The organism is uncultured Jatrophihabitans sp. (assembly GCF_964244045.1).
Classification (GTDB): domain Bacteria; phylum Actinomycetota; class Actinomycetes; order Mycobacteriales; family Jatrophihabitantaceae; genus Jatrophihabitans.
On sequence record NZ_CAXTHK010000007.1, the window covers coordinates 106,675 to 123,864 of the forward strand.

Below are 17,190 nucleotides of genomic sequence, written 5' to 3' on the forward strand. Positions count from 1 at the left end.
AAACGGTACCCAGGCCGGGGTCAGTGCACGCTGTGCTGGATCGAGCCCCGCCACTGCGCCACTGCGCCACTGCGCCACCGCGCCACCGCGGCATGAGCCGCCTGGACAGTCGCATCGCCGCACCGACGGCGATAGGTTCGTCGCGTGGGTGTGCGCGAGGTGGTCTACTCCGTCTACGAGCGGCGTCTGCGGTCCCATCTCGAAGGTCTGCCGGTTCCCCGACACGTCGCGATCATGGTCGACGGCAACCGGCGGTGGGCGCGCGCCGCCGGCTTCGACGACGTCAGCCACGGTCACGTCGCCGGGGCCCTGCACATTGCCCACCTGCTCGACTGGTGCTCCGAGGCCGGCGTCGGGCATGTCACCATCTGGCTGCTGTCGACCGACAACCTGCTCCGTCCGAGCGAGGAGCTCGAGCCGCTGCTGCAGATCATTGCGGGCGTGGCCACCGAGCTCTCCGCGCCACGCAACCCATGGCGGGTCAAGGCCATGGGGGCGCTGGACCTGCTGCCGGCCGAGACCACCCTGGCGCTGAAGAAGGCCGAGGAGGAGACGGTTGCCCGCGAGGGCCTGACGGTCAACATCGCGGTCGGGTACGGCGGACGGCGCGAGATCGCCGACGCCGTCCGCTCGCTGCTCAACGAGCATGCGGCCGCCGGCGGGTCGCTGGAGGAACTGGCCGAGGTCATCGATGTCGATCACATCGCCGAGCACCTGTACACGCGCGGTCAGCCCGACCCCGACCTCGTCATCCGCACATCCGGAGAGCAGCGGCTGTCTGGGTTCCTGCTCTGGCAGTCCGTGCACTCCGAGTTCTACTTCTGCGACGCACTCTGGCCCGACTTCCGCAAGATCGATTTCCTGCGCGCACTGCGCGACTACGGCCTGCGGCAACGGCGCTTCGGTGGATGAAGTGACCCAGCTGCCCGGCCCGGTCGTGGACGGGCACTGGCTTTCGGCGCACCAGCGAGCCGTGCGCATCGTCGACGTCCGCTGGTACCTCGACGGCCGCTCGGGTCACGAGGCCTTCCTGCGCGGCCACCTGCCCGGCGCCGTGTGGCTCGACATCGACACCGAGCTCTCCGATCCCGCTACGCCGGCCGACGGCCGTCACCCGCTGCCGGCACCGGAGCGGTTCGCGGCCGCCCTGGGCCGGGTCGGGCATTGCCGCCGGCACGCCGGTCGTCGCTTACGACGATCTCGGCGGCTCGGTCGCGGCCCGGCTGTGGTGGTTGCTGCACGTGCTCGGCGAGCCGGTTGCCGTGCTCGACGGCGGCATCGACGCCTGGCCGGGGGAGCTGGTCACCAACCCGGCAAACCTCAAGCCCGTCGACCGAGAACCACGACCGTGGCCTCGCGAGCGCTTCGTCACCGCAGACGAGGTGGCCGCAGCGACGGACCGGGTCGTTTACGACGCCCGCACCGCCGAGCGTTACGCGCAGGGCGGCCCCATCGACCCGCGGCCCGGCCACATCCCCGGAGCGTCGAGCGCACCGTGGGCGGGCAATCTGGGTGTCGACGGGCGGTTCCGCCCGCCCGAGGACCTGCGTCAGCGCTTCGCCGCGGCGCAGGACCGCCCGGCCATCGTCTACTGCGGCTCGGGCGTCACCGCCTGCCACGACCTGCTGGCGCTGGAACTGTCCGGCGCCCGGGGCACCGCGCTCTACCCCGGTTCGTGGTCCCAGTCCGGTTCGTGGTCCCAGTCCGGTTCGTGGTCCCAGTGGGGCGCCGACCCGGCACGCCCGACGGACACCGGTTCAGTCATGAGTCCTGTTCGCTCCGCAAGCGTCGCTCAGTCAGTAACCGCAAAGCGGCCCAGCCAGGCCTCGATCTCGGCCACGCCGGACCGGGCGTAGGCGTCGAGGTCGTGCTGGGCATCGGTGCGCTGCAGGTAGCCGAGCTCGGCGTTACCCAGGGTGCATAGGGCCGAGCCGAGGCTGACCGCGCACCACCGCGTGGCCTTGCGGACGGCGGACCAGACCCGATGCATCATGCTCGGGGAGCGTAGGCAGCGAACGCCGGAATGACAACGAAACGGGTGTGTCATCTTTGCAAGCACCCGCACGGCGGCGTACGGCGAGTGTTTACCGCGGCGTAACCGATAAACCCGCGCGCCTTCGGTTGCGGGCGCCCCTGCGGACGTAGCGTCCGAGTCGGCGGCGGGCCGACCCCGTTCGCTACGGAGGTCCACCGTTGCCAGCTGTTGTGGCGAGACTGCGCGAGGGGCCGGTTCGTGCCCCCGCCCGGTGCGACGAGCCGAAACCCACCAGCGCGACGGGCGCGTGTGCGCTCGGCGTCGTCCACCTCATCAGGAGCGTCACGTGACCGCTGCCCTCCCCACGAGTGACACCCGCCCGCCCGGCCTGCGGACCTTCGTGCTCGACACGTCGGTGCTGCTGTCCGATCCGGGTGCTCTCGGGCGGTTCGCCGAGCACGAGGTCGTGCTGCCTCTCGTCGTCATCAGCGAGTTAGAGGCCAAACGGCACCACCCCGAGCTGGGCTGGTTCGCCAGGCAGACCCTGCGGGTCCTCGATGAGCTGCGCATCACGCACGGCCGCCTCGACGCGCCGGTGCCGATCGGGGCCTCGGTGGACGGCGTTGGTGGCGGCACGCTGCACGTCGAGCTCAACCACTCCGACTTCTCGGTGCTGCCCGCGGGATTTCGCGTCGACAGCAACGACTCCCGCATCCTCGCCGTCGCACTCAACACCGCGGCGGACGGGAAGGACGTCACCCTCGTCACCAAGGACATGCCACTGCGGGTCAAGGCCGCGTCGGTGGGCCTCAAGGCCGACGAGTACCGGATGCACCCTGTAGCCGACTCCACCGGCTGGACCGGCATGTTCGAGATGGACGTAGCGGCCGAGACCGTTGACGCGCTGTACGACGGCGAACCCGTCGACATGATCGACAACGCCGACTTCGGCCCGGTCGCCGACCAGCCCTGCCACACCGGGTTGGTGCTGCACTCGGCCAAGGGCTCCGCGCTGGGTCGGATCACCGCCGACAAGCAGGTCAAGCTCGTGCGCGGCGACCGCGAGGTGTTCGGCCTGCGCGGTCGCTCGGCCGAGCAGCGCATCGCGCTGGACCTGCTCCTCGATCCCGAGGTGGGCATCGTCTCCCTCGGCGGGCGGGCCGGCACCGGCAAGTCCGCGCTGGCTCTGTGCGCGGGGCTCGAGTCGGTGCTCGAGCGGCGTGCGCACAAGCGCGTCGTCGTCTTCCGGCCGCTGTATGCAGTAGGCGGCCAGGAGCTCGGCTACCTGCCCGGGTCCGAGAACGAGAAGATGGCGCCCTGGGCACAGGCCGTGTTCGACACCCTCGGCGCGCTCGTTTCCGGCGACGTCATGGACGAGATCATCGATCGCGGCATGCTCGAGGTCTTGCCGCTGACGCATATCCGTGGCCGGTCGCTGCACGATTCATTCGTCATCGTCGACGAGGCGCAGTCGCTCGAGCGCAACGTGCTGCTGACCGTGCTGTCGCGCATCGGTGCCGGCTCTCGGGTCGTGCTGACGCACGACGTCGCGCAGCGCGACAACCTGCGCGTCGGCCGGCACGACGGCGTCGCGGCGGTCATCGAGGCGCTGCGTGGGCATCCGCTGTTCGCGCACGTCACCCTCACCCGCTCCGAGCGCTCACCGATCGCCGCCCTCGTCACCGAGATGCTCGAGGACCTCCCGCTGTAGCCCACCCCCCACCGGTGATCAACAGCGCCGAAACGTCGTGACACGACGTTTCGGCGCTGTTGATCAACCGAAGGAGATGCGGACGAGGTGCGTCCACGGGCCGCCGTCGTAGCGCCACAGATCGAAGCCGACGGGTTGAGGTCGTAGGGCTCGAACGCCGCACTCAGCTCGGCCACGCCCCGCATCGGCGATACCGAGTTCACGACGTCGTTGTTCCCGCGTTAGGGCAGATATCTCCTGCCGGTACCTCCTGCCGGTCAAGGCCGCTGTTCGCCGGGCCGAGGAGATCTACGACGGTGACCCGGTGAGCGTCGAGGCCCGCGTAGGGGAATGACGGTGCGCAGCGGTCGCCCCGTCTCGATCGTCCGTACCGTGGAGGTCATGCTGCCTGCCGTCGACAACCCCGAGCCGGTCGCCGCGATCGGCGCACTGGCCGGTTTCACGGTGGGCGTCACCGCGGAGCGTCGGCGCGAAGAACTCGGCTCCGCGCTGGAGCGACGCGGCGCGCGCATCGTCTACGGTCCGGCGATCCGCGTCGTCCCGTTGGTCGACGACACCCAGCTGCTCGCCGCGACCAAGCGCTGCCTGTCCGGCCCGCTGGACTTCGCCGTCGCCACCACGGGCGTCGGGTTCCGTGGCTGGCTGGACGTCGCCGACGCGTGGGGTCTGAAGGAGTCGATGATCGGGGCGCTCGACACCGCCACGATCCTCACCCGCGGCCCGAAGGTCCGCGGCGCCGTTCGCGCCGCCGGTTTGCGCGAGGAATGGTCGCCGGAATCCGAATCCAGCGTCGAGGTGCTCGAGCACATGCTCGCCCACTACGACCTGGCCGGGAAGCGGGTTGCGATCCAGTTGCACGGCGACCCGCTGCGCGACCTCGTGGCCGCACTACGCGGCGCCGGTGCCGACGTCATCGAGGTGCCCGTCTACCGCTGGGAGCCGCCGGCCGACCCGGCACCGTTGCAGTGGCTTATCGAGCTTGTGGTCTCGGCGAACATCGACGCGTTGACGTTCACCAGCGCACCCGCGGCGGTGAACTTCCTGCGCACCGCAGACGAGCTGGGTCTGGGTGATGCTGTGCGTTCGGCGCTGCGTGGCCCGGTGCTCGCCGCGGCCGTCGGCCCCGTCACCGCCGCGCCGCTGGTGGCGGCGGGCATCCCCGTCGTCCAACCCGAGCGCTTCCGGCTCGGCGCACTAGTGCGCGAGGTCGTCGAGGCGCTGCCGGCGCGCGCCCTGGTCGCTTACGCGGCTGAGCACCGCATCGAGGTTCGCGGGCAGGCAGCCGTGATCGACGACCGGCTCGTACCAGTGGACACGTCGAGCATGGCGCTGCTGCGCAAGCTCGTCGCGTTGCCGGGCGACGTCGTCGCGTATGCCCAGCTGGCCGACGCCCTGCCCGGCGACGGCCTGCACGCGGTCGACACCGCCATCGGTCAGCTGCGCACCGCACTTGGCAATCCGGCGATTGTGCAGACCGTCGTCAAGCGTGGCTACCGCCTGGCCGTGTGATCCAGCTTGGAACCGAGGGCGTCGTTCCGAGGGCGGGTCCTCGGGCGGCCGGTCACGAGGGTAGGACCTAGAAGACCCTGCGCGCGATGACCTGACGCCGGACTCGATAGCCTCAGCTCCCACATCACCCTTCAGCGAAGGAGCGACACCCCATGGCCAGCGCCAACGCCGCCGTCCTGCCCACCCGCCTCGTCCTCGCGGACCTGGTGCCCGGCGCACGAGTGCGCGACGCCGTTCTCATCGCTGCCGGCGCGGGGCTGACCGGACTCGCCGCGCAGGTGTCCGTCCACACGCCGCTCACGCCGGTGCCGTTCACCCTGCAGACGCTGTCCGTACTGGTCGTCGGTGCGTCGCTGGGCACGGTGCGCGGGTTGCTCTCCATCGCGCTCTACGCCCTCGCCGGCATCGCGGGCGTGCCGTGGTACGCCGACCATCACCACGGCTGGGGCGGCGCCAACTTCGGCTACATCCTGGGCTTTGTGGTGGCCGCCGGCATCGTGGGTGAGCTCGCCCGCCGCGGGAACGACCGCTCCGTCACCGGGACGGTCGGGCTGATGACGCTGGGCACGGCAGTGATCTACGTCGTCGGTGCGGTCTGGTTGGCGCAGGACCTGAACCTGTCGGCCAGCAAGGCCGTCGAGCTCGGCGTCACGCCGTTCCTGGTCACGGACGCGATCAAGATGGCCGTCGCTGCAATCGTGCTGCCGGCGGTGTGGAAGCTCGTCCACCGGGGCCGCTGACGTCCGTCCTGCTCGTCACCGGCTGCGGGACCGAACCCGACGCGGCCCTGGCCGTGGCCGCGCTGGCCGCGGTCGGGCCGGCCTCGATGGCAGTGGTCAAGCTCGTCCAGACAGGCGGCGGCGGCCTCCGGGCGTCCCACCCTCGCCTTTGCCGACACCGTGCGCCGGCTCGTCGACCTGGACGCATTCCTAGCCGTCAGTCGGCTAGCCGTTCGTCACTGGCCGCCAACGTCCGCTCCACCCGGCGATCGGGAATGAACCACAGCAGCGCGACCAGGATGTAGACAGCGAGGCCGAGCCAACGCTCGACGAACGTGAGCGCGATGCCGCCGGCACACAGCACGGACGACGCCTTGCCCTTGCGATCGGCGCCAACGGCTCGGGCCAGCAGCGAGTCAGGGCCCTCGGAGCGAAGCAGCACGCCCTGCAGCACGAAGTAGGCCAGCGCGCAGCCGAGCAGGTCGATGCCGTAGGCCGCGACCGGTGCGGCCTGGAAGTCGTTCTCGCTCATCCAGGCGGTGGTGAACGGCACGAGTGACAGCCAGAACAGCAGGTGCAGGTTTGCCCAGAGCGCGCCGCCGGTGACGCGGTGCACGATCGAGAGCATGTGGTGGTGGTTCGTCCAGTAGATGCCGACGTAGACGAAGCTGACGACGTAAGCGAGCAGCACGGGCAGGTCGTCGCGCAGGTCGCTCCAGTGACCGCCCTTCGGGACGTCCAGTTCGAGCACCATGATCGTGATGAGGATGGCGATGACGCCGTCGCTGAAGGCCAGCAGCCGGTCCTTCGTCATGCGCTTGCGCGTGACTGGGCGGCATGGCCTTCGGCGGCCGGAGCGCAGCGGAGGGCGGTCATGCGCTTGCGCGTGACTGGGCGGCATGGCCTTCGGCGGCCGGAGCGCAGCGGAGGGCGGTCATGGGCGCAGGATAGTCTCGCGGCACGGTTGGGCAGACGATTCGGAGGGCGGCGCAATGGATCTTGCGGCGCTGCGGGTCGATGCCGATCCGTCCTTCGACCGGTTGGCCCGGATCATCCGCGAGGCACTGAACGTCCCGGTGGCCCTGGTCAGCATCGTCGAGGCTGAGCGGCAGGTCTTCCCTGGCGCGGTCGGCCTGCCCGAGCCGTGGCAGGACGAGCGCGAGACGCCGCTGAGTCACTCGTTCTGCCAGTACGTGGTGCTGGACCAAGCGCCGCTGATCATTGAGGACGCCCGTCTCGACCCGCGGCTGCACAACAACCTGGCCGTGTCCGATCTCGGGGTCATCGCGTACGCCGGGTTCCCGTTGCGCGACGCCGACGGCGACGTCGTCGGCTCGGTGTGCGCGATCCAGGACGTGCCCCGGCAGTGGCAGTCAGCCGAGCTGATGCTGCTGGCCGACATCGCCGAAGTGGCCTCCGTCGAGCTGCAGCTGCGCGGCTCCCACGCGGCGCTGGCCCGCAGCGCGGCCCTGGCCGCCGAGCTCTCGGCCCGGGCCCGGGTTCTGCTGACGCTGAGCGAGTCGCTGGCCGACACCGTCACCGCCACCGAGGTCGCATCGGCCCTGCAGGACGTCGCAGGCAAGTACCTCGGCTGCGCGCACGCGGGCATCTGGGTCACCGACGCCGACGAGCGCCTGGCCTACGTCGACCACCCCATCGAGCCGTGGCCGCAGGCCGAGCGGCACCGTGTCCTCAGCGCCGCGGCCCAGACCGCGATCGGTGAGGCGGTGGCGACAAGACAGGCGCTATTCTTCCCGGACCAGGCCGTACGGGACGCGCGCTTCCCGGAGGCGGCGCTCCCGCCCCAGGCCGGCGACGGGCAGGCCCGTGCGGTGGTGCCGCTGGCCGTCGGCGCGAGAACGCTGGGAGCGTTGGCGCTGGTCTGGGACCAACCGCGCGATTTCTCCGACGACGACCGGCTCACGATCTCGGCGCTGGCCTCCTACACCGCCCAGGCCGTGCACCGGGCCGGGCTGCTGGCCGAGCGCACCGGCGCCGCCCGAACCCTGCAGGCGGCCATGCTCACCGATTGGCTGCCGACGTCTGAGCACGCCCAGCTGGCCGCGCGCTACGTCGCGGTCGCCGAGCGCGACGAGGCCGGCGGCGACTGGTACGACGCACGGCTCACGTCCTCGGGCGCGCTGCACGTGACGATCGGCGACGTGCAGGGCCACGACCTGCGCTCGGCCGCGGTGATGGGCTCGCTGCGCAACATGCTGCGCACCCTGGACTGGGCGCTTGACGAGTCGCCGGCCAGCATCCTGCGCCGCCTGGATCAGGCAGTCACCGAGTTCGCCATCGAGCGGCACGCGACGGTGTTGTTGGGCCGCCTCGAGCGCGACGGCGCGACCGGGGACGTCGAGTTCGAGTGGTCGAGCGCCGGGCACCCGCCGCCCATCGTCGCGTCGCCCGACGGCGAGTGCCGGGTGCTCGAGGACGGCATGCGTAACGACTGCATGCTCTGGGTGCGACCGAACCGGGAACGCCGCAACCGCCGGGCGACGCTGCCGGCCGGCTCTACGTTGCTGCTTTACACCGACGGGTTGATCGAGACGCGTCGCCAGGACGTCGACACCGGCATCGAGTACGTCCGTGCGGCCCTGGGTCGCCACCGGGGGCTCGATCTCGAACCCATGCTCGACGCGATCCTGGCTGACACGATCGGCCCGCGTGCCGAGGACGATGTCGCGCTGCTCGCGGTCCGTATCAGCTGAGTGCCAGTACGTCGGGCAGATCTCCCAATGAGGTCACGACCTCACCATCCCACGAGGTATGGCGGCCATAGACGGTGCCGCCCTGCTCGCCGGCGACCGCCAGGTGCACTGCGCGCATACCGACCTCGCGCGCACCGGCGCGTCGACGAGCGGGGCGATCGACAGGTCGGGGAAGTACCGCGGCAGCTCGGCCGAGCAGTCGCTGACCACTCCGATCCGCAGGCCGGCGGCGCGCAGTGTGGTCAGCACGCGCACCGCCTCGGGCCGGGGACGGCCGAAAGCTTGCTCGGCGGCCAGCCGCACCCGGGCCGCCTCGGCCAACTGCGCCGGTGTCGGGCGCACGTCGAGGCGTTCGCATACCCAGGCCAACGAGCCCTCGATCGAGCCGCCGGCACCGGTGAACCGCACGTCGACGGTGGCGGTCATCTCGGCGTCCAGCCGGTCGACGTCGACCCCGAGCGCGTCAGCCTGGGTCTTGCGGGCCGCGGCCTGAGCCTTGTCGGTGCGTCCAGGGGTGAGCGTGCCGTCGAAGTCGAAGATGACGGCGTCGGTCATCTACGCCTTCGGCGCGGTCATGGACAGCACGTCCAGCACCTCGTCTAGCTTCTCCTCGCTGATGGCACCCGGCACGTGTCCACGTTCGACCACGACCTCGCGGATGGTCTTCTTCTCGGCCAGCGCCTGCTTGGCGATCTTCGCCGCCTCGTCGTAGCCGACGTAGTGGTTCAGCGGCGTGACGATCGACGGCGATGACTCGGCGTATTCGAGGCAGCGCTCGACGTTGGCCTCGATGCCGGCGACACAGCGGTCGGCAAAGACCCGAGAGACGTTGGCGATGAGCCGGATCGACTCGAGCAGGTTCCGGGCGATGACTGGCAGCATCACATTGAGCTCGAAGTTGCCGGCCGCGCCGCCCCACGCGACAGCAGCGTCGTTGCCGATCACCTGCGCGACGACCTGGCCCACGGCCTCACACAGCACCGGGTTGACCTTGCCCGGCATGATCGAGGACCCCGGTTGCAAGTCGGGCAGGAAGATCTCGGTCAGGCCGGTGCGCGGGCCCGAGCCCATCCAGCGGATGTCGTTGGCCGCCTTGTTCAGCCCGGCGGCGATGGTGCGCAGCACGCCGCTGGCCTCGACCAGCGCGTCGCGCGAGCCCTGCGCCTCGAAGTGGTTGCGCGCCTCGGTCAGCGGCAGGTCGAGGTCGGCGGCCAGCTTCGCGATGACCTCGCCGGCCATGCCGACGGGAGCGTTGATGCCGGTGCCGACAGCGGTGCCGCCCAGGGGCAGTTCGCCGATCCGCGGCAGCGAGTCGCGCAGCCGGTCGATGCCGTAGCGCACGGCTGCGGCGTAGCCGCCGAACTCCTGACCCAGCGTCACGGGCGTGGCGTCCATCAGATGTGTACGGCCGGACTTCACGACCATCGCGAACTCGTCAGCCTTGGCCTCGAAGGCCTCGGCCAGGTGGGTCAATGCCGGAATGAGGTCGACGGTGATGGCGCTCGCCGCAGCGATGTGGATCGCGGTCGGGAACTGGTCGTTGGAGGAGAACGGATCGTTCACGTCGTCGTTCGGGTGGACGGGCTCCCCAAGTCGCTCGGCCGCCAAGGTCGCAAGCACCTCGTTGGTGTTCATGTTCGACGAGGTGCCCGAGCCGGTCTGGAACACGTCGATCGGGAATTCGGCGTCCCAGTCACCGCGGGCCACCTCGGCGGCGGAGTCGACGATGGCCGCAGCCTTGGCCTCGGCGAGCATCCCCTCGCCAGCGCGCACCGAGGCGGACGCACCCTTGATGGCCGCCAGAGCGGCGATGAGCTCGCGCTCGATAGCGCGTCCGGAGATCGGGAAGTTCTCGACAGCACGCTGGGTTTGTGCCCGCCACTTGGCTGCTGCGGGCACCCGCACCTCGCCCATCGAATCCTTCTCGATGCGGAATTCCTGCTCGGCAGACACTGGCGCTCCTCGGGTCGGGACGGTCCACGCCAGCCTAGTGACGCGCTCCGACCCTCCTCCCGAGCCCTATGGCAGCAGCGGCGGCACCGTGATGGTGGGCAGCGGCAACGGCAGGGTGGGAAGGGACGGCGTTGTGATCGAGGGCAGCGGCAGCGACGGCGTCTTGGGCGTCGACTTCGTCGGCACCGAGGCCGGCGTTGTGGTGCGCGCGCTCGTACTCGTGCTGCTGGCCGCACTGGGTTGCCCAGCCGCCTTCGTGGGCGTCGTCTTCGCCGGTGCGTTCGGGGCCGTCGAGGTGCGGGCCTTCGTCGGCCTGGCAGTGCGGGAGCTGCTGCCGCTGGCGACCGTGGCCGGAACAGCTGCACCGCCGCCACCCGTCGAGACCGGGATGGCCGCGTTCGGGTCCGGCGCCGCGACGGGTGGGTACTGGCCGTGGGCCTTGTAGTACGCGACCACGTAATTGACCGCCTGGCCGGCGATGCCCAGGTACCCGACATAGAGCCCTCGGGTGTAGGTCGTCCAGGGCGACCAGTTCGTGCAGCCGTTGGAGATGGCATACATGGCGACCGAGTTCGTGACCGCCTGCTGGTTGGCGATCGAGTCACGCAGCGCTCCGGTGCCGCGCTGAGCACGCAGTCCGCGGATCTGCCAGAGGCCGGCCGACCAGTCCCACACGTCGGTCATCAGCGAGACGTCACCCTGCGCGCTGGGGCTGCCACCGGACTCGGCCATGGCAATCGCGGTGGCCGTCGGAGCCTGCGCGGTCGAGCAGCCGCGTTCGAGGGCGAGCGTGGCAATCCCGACGGCCGTCATGGTGCCGCTGCCGCCGCGGTAGGTGGTGATGTCGGCGAGGTTGGGGTTCGTGGTCGGCTTGGTCGGGCGGGCGGCCGTGCCCTTCGGGACCCCGACGGTGCCGTTGTCGCCGCTCAGCGTCGGGGCGGGCACCGACCCGTCCTTGACGAGCGATCCGATGGGTAGCAGGTAGTGCGGCTTGGCCGGCGTCGCGGTGGCGGCAACGTCCTTCGTGCGGGTCGCCGCAGACCCGCTGGTGCTCAGCGCCACGACGCCGGTGACGGCGAGCACGGCGACTGCCGCCGCTGCGCCACCCGTCAGCACGCGGCTGGACTCCCAGCGCGGGCCCGCTGTCAGGACCCTGCGCAGTGCGCCCAGTGCGGCGGTGAACCGGCGGTCACCGTCTGATGCCTGCATCGCCATCAGCCTTCGTCGGGGAATGTGGTTGCCAATTGATACCTACTGTGACAGGCAACCTAACGACGCGCGCGCTGAAGCCGATCGCACCAGTCAGTTGCGGTCGAAGTCGACGGCCGAATAGGCCCGCAGCTTGCCGAGCTGGTGCAGCGAGTCGACGAGCCGGATCGTCCCGGACTTGGAACGCATGACGATGGATTCGGTCTGCACCGAGTCGGCGTAGTAGCGCACCCCACGCAGCAGTTCGCCGTCGGTGATGCCGGTGCCGCAGAAGAAGATGTCGTCGCCGCGCACGAGGTCCTCGGTGAGCAGCACGCGGTCGAGGTCGTGCCCGGCGTCGATCGCCTTCTGCTTCTCGTCGTCGTTCTGCGGCCAGAGCCGGGCCTGGATGACGCCACCCAGGCAGCGCAGCGCGGCGGCGGCGATGATGCCCTCGGGCGTCCCGCCGATGCCGAGCAGCAGGTCGACGCCGGTGCCGGGACGCGCCGCCGAGATCGCGCCCGCGACGTCCCCGTCGCTGATGAAGCGGATGCGCGCGCCGGCGTCGCGGACCTCACGGACGAGCTGCTGGTGCCGTGGCCGGTCGAGGATGCAGACGGTGACGTCCTCGGGGTGCCCGTGCTTGGCCTTCGCCACCCGGCGGATGTTCTCGGCGGTGGGGGCGGTGATGTCGATGGCGTCAGCGGCGTCGGGCCCGGCGGCGATCTTCTCCATGTAGAAGACGGCAGACGGGTCGAACATCGCGCCGCGCTCCGCTACCGCGATGACCGCGATCGAGTTGGGCTCGCCCTTGGCCATCAACGTCGTGCCGTCGATCGGGTCCACGGCGACGTCGCACAGTGGCCCGCTGCCGTCACCGACCTCCTCGCCGTTGTAGAGCATCGGCGCCTCGTCCTTCTCGCCTTCGCCGATGACCACCACACCGTTCATCGACACCGTGCCGATGAGCGCGCGCATCGCGTCGACCGCCGCACCGTCACCGCCGTTCTTGTCGCCGCGCCCGACCCAGCGCCCGGCGGCCATGGCCGCGGCCTCCGTCACCCGGACGAGCTCCAGGGCGAGGTTGCGGTCGGGCGCTTGCCGGGCGACGGCCAAGGCGGGCGGAATCGCGTCGTGCTGCGTGTCGGGGGGACCGTCGGTCATCGCTGGCGTTTCCTCTCGGCGCAGGCCGTGGCGGATCCCCATCCTGTCAGAACGTCACTGCTCCGGGCTGTCGTGCCGGGCGATTGCCTCGTCCAGGCGGGTGCCGGCGTCGTCCAACCAGCGCTGGCAGATGTCCGCGAGCTGCTCGCCGCGCTCCCACAGGGCCAGCGACTCCTCGAGCGGCTGGCCGCCGGACTCGAGTTTGGCGACGACGTCGCGCAGTTCGGCCCGCGCCTGCTCGTAACTCGGCTCGTCCGGCACGCCGCCGACCCTACTGGGCGCTTGTCCGTCCAGATGGTCGTGATCCAGCCGTCGATCACGACCATCTGGACGGACAAGCCGGGTCAGGTGCGGGTGGCGTCGAACTCGCCCTCGGCCACCCGGACGTGCAGGGCGCCGACGGCCTCGTCGGGCGTGCGGACGACGGTGCCGTCGGCCCGGCGGACGACTGCGTAGCCACGCTCGAGGGTGGCCTGCGGGGACAGCGTGCGGATCTGGGCCCGGACGTGACCCAGCTCAGCGCGCCCGGCCTCGAGCAGCGACTCGATGCGCCGACGGCTGCGGGCCCGGGCCGTGGCGACGTCGTCGGACTCTCGGACGAGCCGGCCGCGCACCGTGCGCCGTAGCCGCTCGGGGAGGCCGGCCATCAGCTCGGCCTCTCGGTCGAGGCGGGCATGGATGCGGGCCCGCGCGCGCTCGCGCAGCGCTGCCACCTCACGCAGCTCGTCGGCGAGGTCGGGCACGACCCGCTTGGCAGCGTCGGTAGGGGTGGACGCGGCGACGTCGGCGACGAGGTCGAGCAGTGGTACGTCCGTCTCATGGCCGATCGCGCTGACCACCGGCGTGAACGCCGCGGCGACCGCTCGGACGAGCGACTCGTTGCTGAAGGGCAGCAGGTCCTCGACGCTGCCGCCGCCGCGGGCGATGACGATCACTTGGACGGCCGGGTCCTTCTCGAGGCGGGCGATCGCATCGATGACCTCGCTGACTGCGTTGGTGCCCTGCATGGCCACGTTCTCGATGCGGAACCGGGCACCGGGCAGCCGACGCCGGGCGTTGTCGATGACGTCGCGTTCGGCTGCGCTGGCCCGTCCGGTGATCAACCCGACGGTGTGCGGTAGGAACGGCAGCGGGCGCTTGAGCTGCGGCGCGAAAAGTCCCTCTGCGGCGAGCAGCCGACGCAGCGCGTCGAGGCGGGCCAGCAGCTCGCCCAACCCGACCTGCCGAACCTCCAACGCGCGCAGGCTCAGCGTGCCGCGCTCGAGATAGAAGTCCGGCCGGGCGCGCAGCACGACCCGGCTGCCCTCCGACACCGTGTCGGGCAGCACGCCGCGCGGGCAGGTGACGCTCATCGAGATGTTCGCGTCCGGGTCACGCAAGGTGAGGAACTGGGTGGCCACACCAGGACGCCGCGTCAGCTGCGCGATCTGCCCGTCTACCCAGATCTCGCCGAGCCGCGCGATCCACTCGCCGACGCGCAGCGCGACCACGCGGACGGGGACCGGCGACTCGGCCGAGGTCTCGAGACGGGCCACAGCGCCGGAAGCTCAGTCGTCGCCGGCGTCGTCGAACGCCGAGGGTTCCGTGTGTCGGGGCTTGTTGACCGTCTTCGCCCGCTCGACCGCCGGGTCGGCCAAGACGGCCGCCTTCGTCGCCGCCGCCTGCTTCGCTGCCGACTTCTTGACGGGCGCTTTCGCGGCGGGCGCTTTCCTGGCCGCGGACTTCTTAGCTGCGGACTTCCTAGCTGCGGACTTCCTGGCGGTGGCCTTCTTGGCGGTGGCCTTGACGACCGGCGGCGCAGTCGCGGACGCGTCGACGACCGTGGGCGGTTCGTCGGGCGGCAGGATCTCGTCGACCGGCTCGCGTCCGTCCGGGGCCGCCGTCGGGTCCTCGACGCCGAACAGGTTCTCGAAGCTCGGCCGGCCGGGCCGCGGCCGGCTGTCACCCCGGTCGGCTGCGGTGCGCAGCTCGTCGAGCGGGACCGGTTCGTCGAACGTGGCCCAGGGCGGCGGTTCCTCGGTCGGGGTGCGGCGGTTGAGTACCTCGTCGCCGCGCGCGGCATAGCGGGCGTAGCGCTGCTGAGCGCGCAGCGAGGCCTGCAGCGCAGAGCTCACCATCAGCATCGGCAGCTCGATCGCGCGGTCGGGCAGGTGCTTCGCCTCGGTGGCGGCAGTGGCGGCGAGGCCGACCGCCGCCCGCAGGGGACCAGGGAGGTGCATGTCACCAGCGTGCCGCATGACTGCAGATCCCTCCATCGCCGGGTCCGTACCATGACCGTCATGAGCTCCAGTGCAGTCCCGGCGGCCGGAGCCGACCCCACCAGCAAGCGGGTCCTGCTGGCCAAGCCCCGGGGGTACTGCGCCGGTGTCGACCGGGCTGTGCAGACCGTCGAGCAGGCGCTGGATCACTACGGCGCCCCGGTATACGTGCGCAAGCAGATCGTGCACAACCTGCATGTCGTCCAGGCGCTCGAGGAGCGCGGCGCGGTCTTCGTCGAGGAGAACGCCGAGGTGCCTGAGGGCGCGCTCGTGGTGTTCTCGGCCCACGGCGTCGCCCCCGAGGTGCACGAGCAGGCCGCAGCCCGCGGGCTGCGCACCATCGACGCAACCTGCCCGCTGGTCACGAAGGTGCATCAGGAGGCGCGCCGCTTCGCCAAGGACGACTACGACATCCTGCTGATCGGCCACGAGGGGCATGAAGAGGTCGTCGGTACCAGCGGCGAGGCGCCGGCGAACATCACGCTCGTCGACGGACCCGAGAGCGTCGCCGGCGTCGAGGTGCGCGATCCCGAGCGAGTGGTGTGGCTGTCGCAGACCACGCTCTCGGTCGACGAGACGCTCGAGACGGTCGGTGCGCTGCGCGAGAAGTTCCCGTTGCTGCAGTCCCCGCCGTCCGACGACATCTGTTACGCCACCCAGAACCGGCAAGCGGCCGTTAAGGCGATCGCGCCGCAGGTCGAGCTGTTCCTGGTGGTCGGCTCGGCGAACTCCTCGAACTCGGTGCGCATGGTCGAGGTCGCGCTCACCGCCGGTGCCAAGGCGTCCTACCTTGTCGAGAACGCCGCGGCCATCGACCCCGCCTGGCTCGACGGCGTCACCACCGTCGGCGTGTCGTCGGGGGCCTCGGTGCCGGAGATCCTGGTCGACGGCGCGCTGCGCTTGCTGGCCGAGCAGGGTTACGGCATCGTCGAGGAAGTAGCGCACACCGAGGAGCGGCTGACATTCGCCCTACCCAGGGAGCTGCGTCGCGAACTCGGTGCGACGAGGGTGGTCAGCGGCGGGTGATGAGCCGGAAGCCGGCGATGATCAGGACGGCCGCGGTGGCCGCGGCGATGGCCGGAAAGCCGTAGACCAGGTAGTTCGACGCCGCGTCGTAGATGACCTTCTTGTCGTGCAGCCCGCTCGAGCGCAGGTAGAGCTGGAAGACCGCGGCGAGGGTGTAGACGATCGGCGGCGCAATGACGACCGGGAACATGTGCGAACGCTTCACCGTCAGGATGGCTACGACGGAAGCCACCACGATGCCGATGTTGAAGCCGCCGCGCGCAGCGGTCGTGCCGATGGTGTCGACAAGCCCGCCGATGACGGCGATGCCGATGAGCAGTACCAGTGCCGCCCACCACGGCAGGCCGCGTTCCTGCGGACGGCTACTGCGCCGCAGCTCGGCGATCTGGCGCTCCATCTGCCGATTGGCGCGCTGCTTGTCCCGCGTCGGCGGCAACCCGGTGCTCCACGGGTCCGCCTGGGGTCTCCGGCCCCGATCCCGGGGGCCCTGAGCCCGGGGAACCTGATCCCGGGGAGCCTGGTCCCGGGGACGTTGACCCTGACGCTGCCGGGCTGGCATGTCGGACGCCGGGGGCTGAAAAGCGCGGGCGAAGGCGTCGTCACGAGCGGGGCTGCCCGAGCGGGCCGACCCGCCGAACGTCGCGGTGGACGGACCCCAGCCGTCGTCGTCGGGGCGGCCGGATACTGGCCAACCGCGACGCGGAGCGGATCGGTCCGGCACGCTGCGGCTCCTTCGTCTCGTGTCGTGGGGCGGGGTGCTGCGGGGCGGCGCTGCCCGGCTGGCTCGGGCCCTCGGCGGGAGCTTTCCCGAAACGTTACCGGCCGATGCTGAGACTGGGCAGCAGACGCGCGTGACGCTCCGGCCGGCTCGGCGCACTCATCTGCGGTGGGCCGGGCCGCGATCATCGGACACAGTGATCATGAACGGCGGACGCGCGTTCCACGTACGGTGAAGTGTGAAGCAACGGTGGCG

The 17,190-nt window shown here is 70.9% G+C and carries 16 protein-coding genes and 1 pseudogene; 7 read left to right on the top strand and 10 right to left on the bottom strand.

The window, feature by feature from the left end; translation table 11 throughout:
- Positions 1–144: 144 nt before the first annotated feature.
- Entirely contained in the window at positions 145–912 is a 768-nt protein-coding gene (locus ACFFC4_RS08020; protein ID WP_375499557.1) for an isoprenyl transferase, read from the top strand.
- Positions 913–922: 10 nt separating this feature from the next.
- A pseudogene (locus ACFFC4_RS08025) lies at positions 923–1,757 on the top strand (sulfurtransferase); the annotation flags it as partial.
- 35 nt (positions 1,758–1,792) lie between these two features.
- On the opposite strand, the gene ACFFC4_RS08030 reads toward ACFFC4_RS08025, so the two are convergent.
- Positions 1,793–1,993 carry a hypothetical protein gene (locus tag ACFFC4_RS08030; protein ID WP_375499559.1) on the bottom strand — a complete coding sequence of 67 codons (201 nt, stop codon included), beginning with the start codon at positions 1,991–1,993 and terminating at the stop codon, positions 1,793–1,795.
- A 328-nt stretch (positions 1,994–2,321) separates the two neighbouring features.
- On the opposite strand from ACFFC4_RS08030, the gene ACFFC4_RS08035 reads away from it, so the two are divergent.
- The 3 genes from ACFFC4_RS08035 (at position 2,322) to ACFFC4_RS08045 (ending at position 5,935) form a co-directional block, all read left to right on the top strand.
- Positions 2,322–3,686 (top strand): PhoH family protein, encoded by a 1,365-nt coding sequence (locus ACFFC4_RS08035; protein WP_375499561.1) that lies wholly within the window; start codon positions 2,322–2,324, stop codon positions 3,684–3,686.
- Between the two features lie 381 nt (positions 3,687–4,067).
- Positions 4,068–5,195, top strand: coding sequence for a uroporphyrinogen-III synthase (locus ACFFC4_RS08040; RefSeq protein ID WP_375499563.1), 1,128 nt, complete (start codon positions 4,068–4,070; stop codon positions 5,193–5,195).
- 152 nt (positions 5,196–5,347) lie between these two features.
- Positions 5,348–5,935, top strand: a complete 588-nt coding sequence (locus ACFFC4_RS08045) for a biotin transporter BioY (protein ID WP_375499565.1) — start codon at positions 5,348–5,350, stop codon at positions 5,933–5,935.
- 196 nt (positions 5,936–6,131) lie between these two features.
- On the opposite strand, the gene ACFFC4_RS08050 is transcribed toward ACFFC4_RS08045, so the two are convergent.
- Positions 6,132–6,728 (bottom strand): TMEM175 family protein, encoded by a 597-nt coding sequence (locus ACFFC4_RS08050; RefSeq protein ID WP_375499567.1) that lies wholly within the window; start codon positions 6,726–6,728, stop codon positions 6,132–6,134.
- Positions 6,729–6,906: 178 nt separating this feature from the next.
- On the opposite strand from ACFFC4_RS08050, the gene ACFFC4_RS08055 reads away from it, so the two are divergent.
- Positions 6,907–8,628, top strand: coding sequence for a GAF domain-containing SpoIIE family protein phosphatase (locus ACFFC4_RS08055; protein WP_375499569.1), 1,722 nt, complete (start codon positions 6,907–6,909; stop codon positions 8,626–8,628).
- A gap of 33 nt (positions 8,629–8,661) precedes the next feature.
- Here the strand turns inward: ACFFC4_RS08055 and ACFFC4_RS08060 are convergent, their stop codons facing one another.
- From ACFFC4_RS08060 to ACFFC4_RS08090, 7 genes are all read right to left on the bottom strand, one after another.
- Complete coding sequence (locus ACFFC4_RS08060; protein WP_375499571.1) at positions 8,662–9,183, bottom strand: HAD family hydrolase; 522 nt, start codon at positions 9,181–9,183, stop codon at positions 8,662–8,664.
- Positions 9,184–10,581, bottom strand: coding sequence for a class II fumarate hydratase (locus ACFFC4_RS08065; RefSeq protein WP_375499573.1), 1,398 nt, complete (start codon positions 10,579–10,581; stop codon positions 9,184–9,186).
- 66 nt (positions 10,582–10,647) lie between these two features.
- Entirely contained in the window at positions 10,648–11,790 is a 1,143-nt protein-coding gene (locus tag ACFFC4_RS08070; RefSeq protein ID WP_375499575.1) for a hypothetical protein, read from the bottom strand.
- A 93-nt stretch (positions 11,791–11,883) separates the two neighbouring features.
- Positions 11,884–12,933 (bottom strand): class II fructose-bisphosphatase, encoded by a 1,050-nt coding sequence (gene glpX / locus ACFFC4_RS08075; protein ID WP_375499578.1) that lies wholly within the window; start codon positions 12,931–12,933, stop codon positions 11,884–11,886.
- A 54-nt stretch (positions 12,934–12,987) separates the two neighbouring features.
- Positions 12,988–13,194 carry an exodeoxyribonuclease VII small subunit gene (locus ACFFC4_RS08080; RefSeq protein WP_375499580.1) on the bottom strand — a complete coding sequence of 69 codons (207 nt, stop codon included), beginning with the start codon at positions 13,192–13,194 and terminating at the stop codon, positions 12,988–12,990.
- Positions 13,195–13,277: 83 nt separating this feature from the next.
- Positions 13,278–14,468, bottom strand: a complete 1,191-nt coding sequence (gene xseA, locus ACFFC4_RS08085) for an exodeoxyribonuclease VII large subunit (protein ID WP_375499582.1) — start codon at positions 14,466–14,468, stop codon at positions 13,278–13,280.
- A gap of 12 nt (positions 14,469–14,480) precedes the next feature.
- Positions 14,481–15,152 carry a hypothetical protein gene (locus tag ACFFC4_RS08090; protein WP_375499584.1) on the bottom strand — a complete coding sequence of 224 codons (672 nt, stop codon included), beginning with the start codon at positions 15,150–15,152 and terminating at the stop codon, positions 14,481–14,483.
- Positions 15,153–15,212: 60 nt separating this feature from the next.
- Between ACFFC4_RS08090 and ACFFC4_RS08095 the strand changes: the two genes are divergently transcribed.
- Positions 15,213–16,217, top strand: a complete 1,005-nt coding sequence (locus tag ACFFC4_RS08095; protein WP_375499586.1) for a 4-hydroxy-3-methylbut-2-enyl diphosphate reductase — start codon at positions 15,213–15,215, stop codon at positions 16,215–16,217.
- On the opposite strand, the gene ACFFC4_RS08100 is transcribed toward ACFFC4_RS08095, so the two are convergent.
- Complete coding sequence (locus tag ACFFC4_RS08100) at positions 16,204–16,614, bottom strand: DUF6542 domain-containing protein (protein WP_375499588.1); 411 nt, start codon at positions 16,612–16,614, stop codon at positions 16,204–16,206. The two genes, ACFFC4_RS08095 and ACFFC4_RS08100, sit on opposite strands and share 14 nt — an antisense overlap.
- Positions 16,615–17,190: the final 576 nt, after the last annotated feature.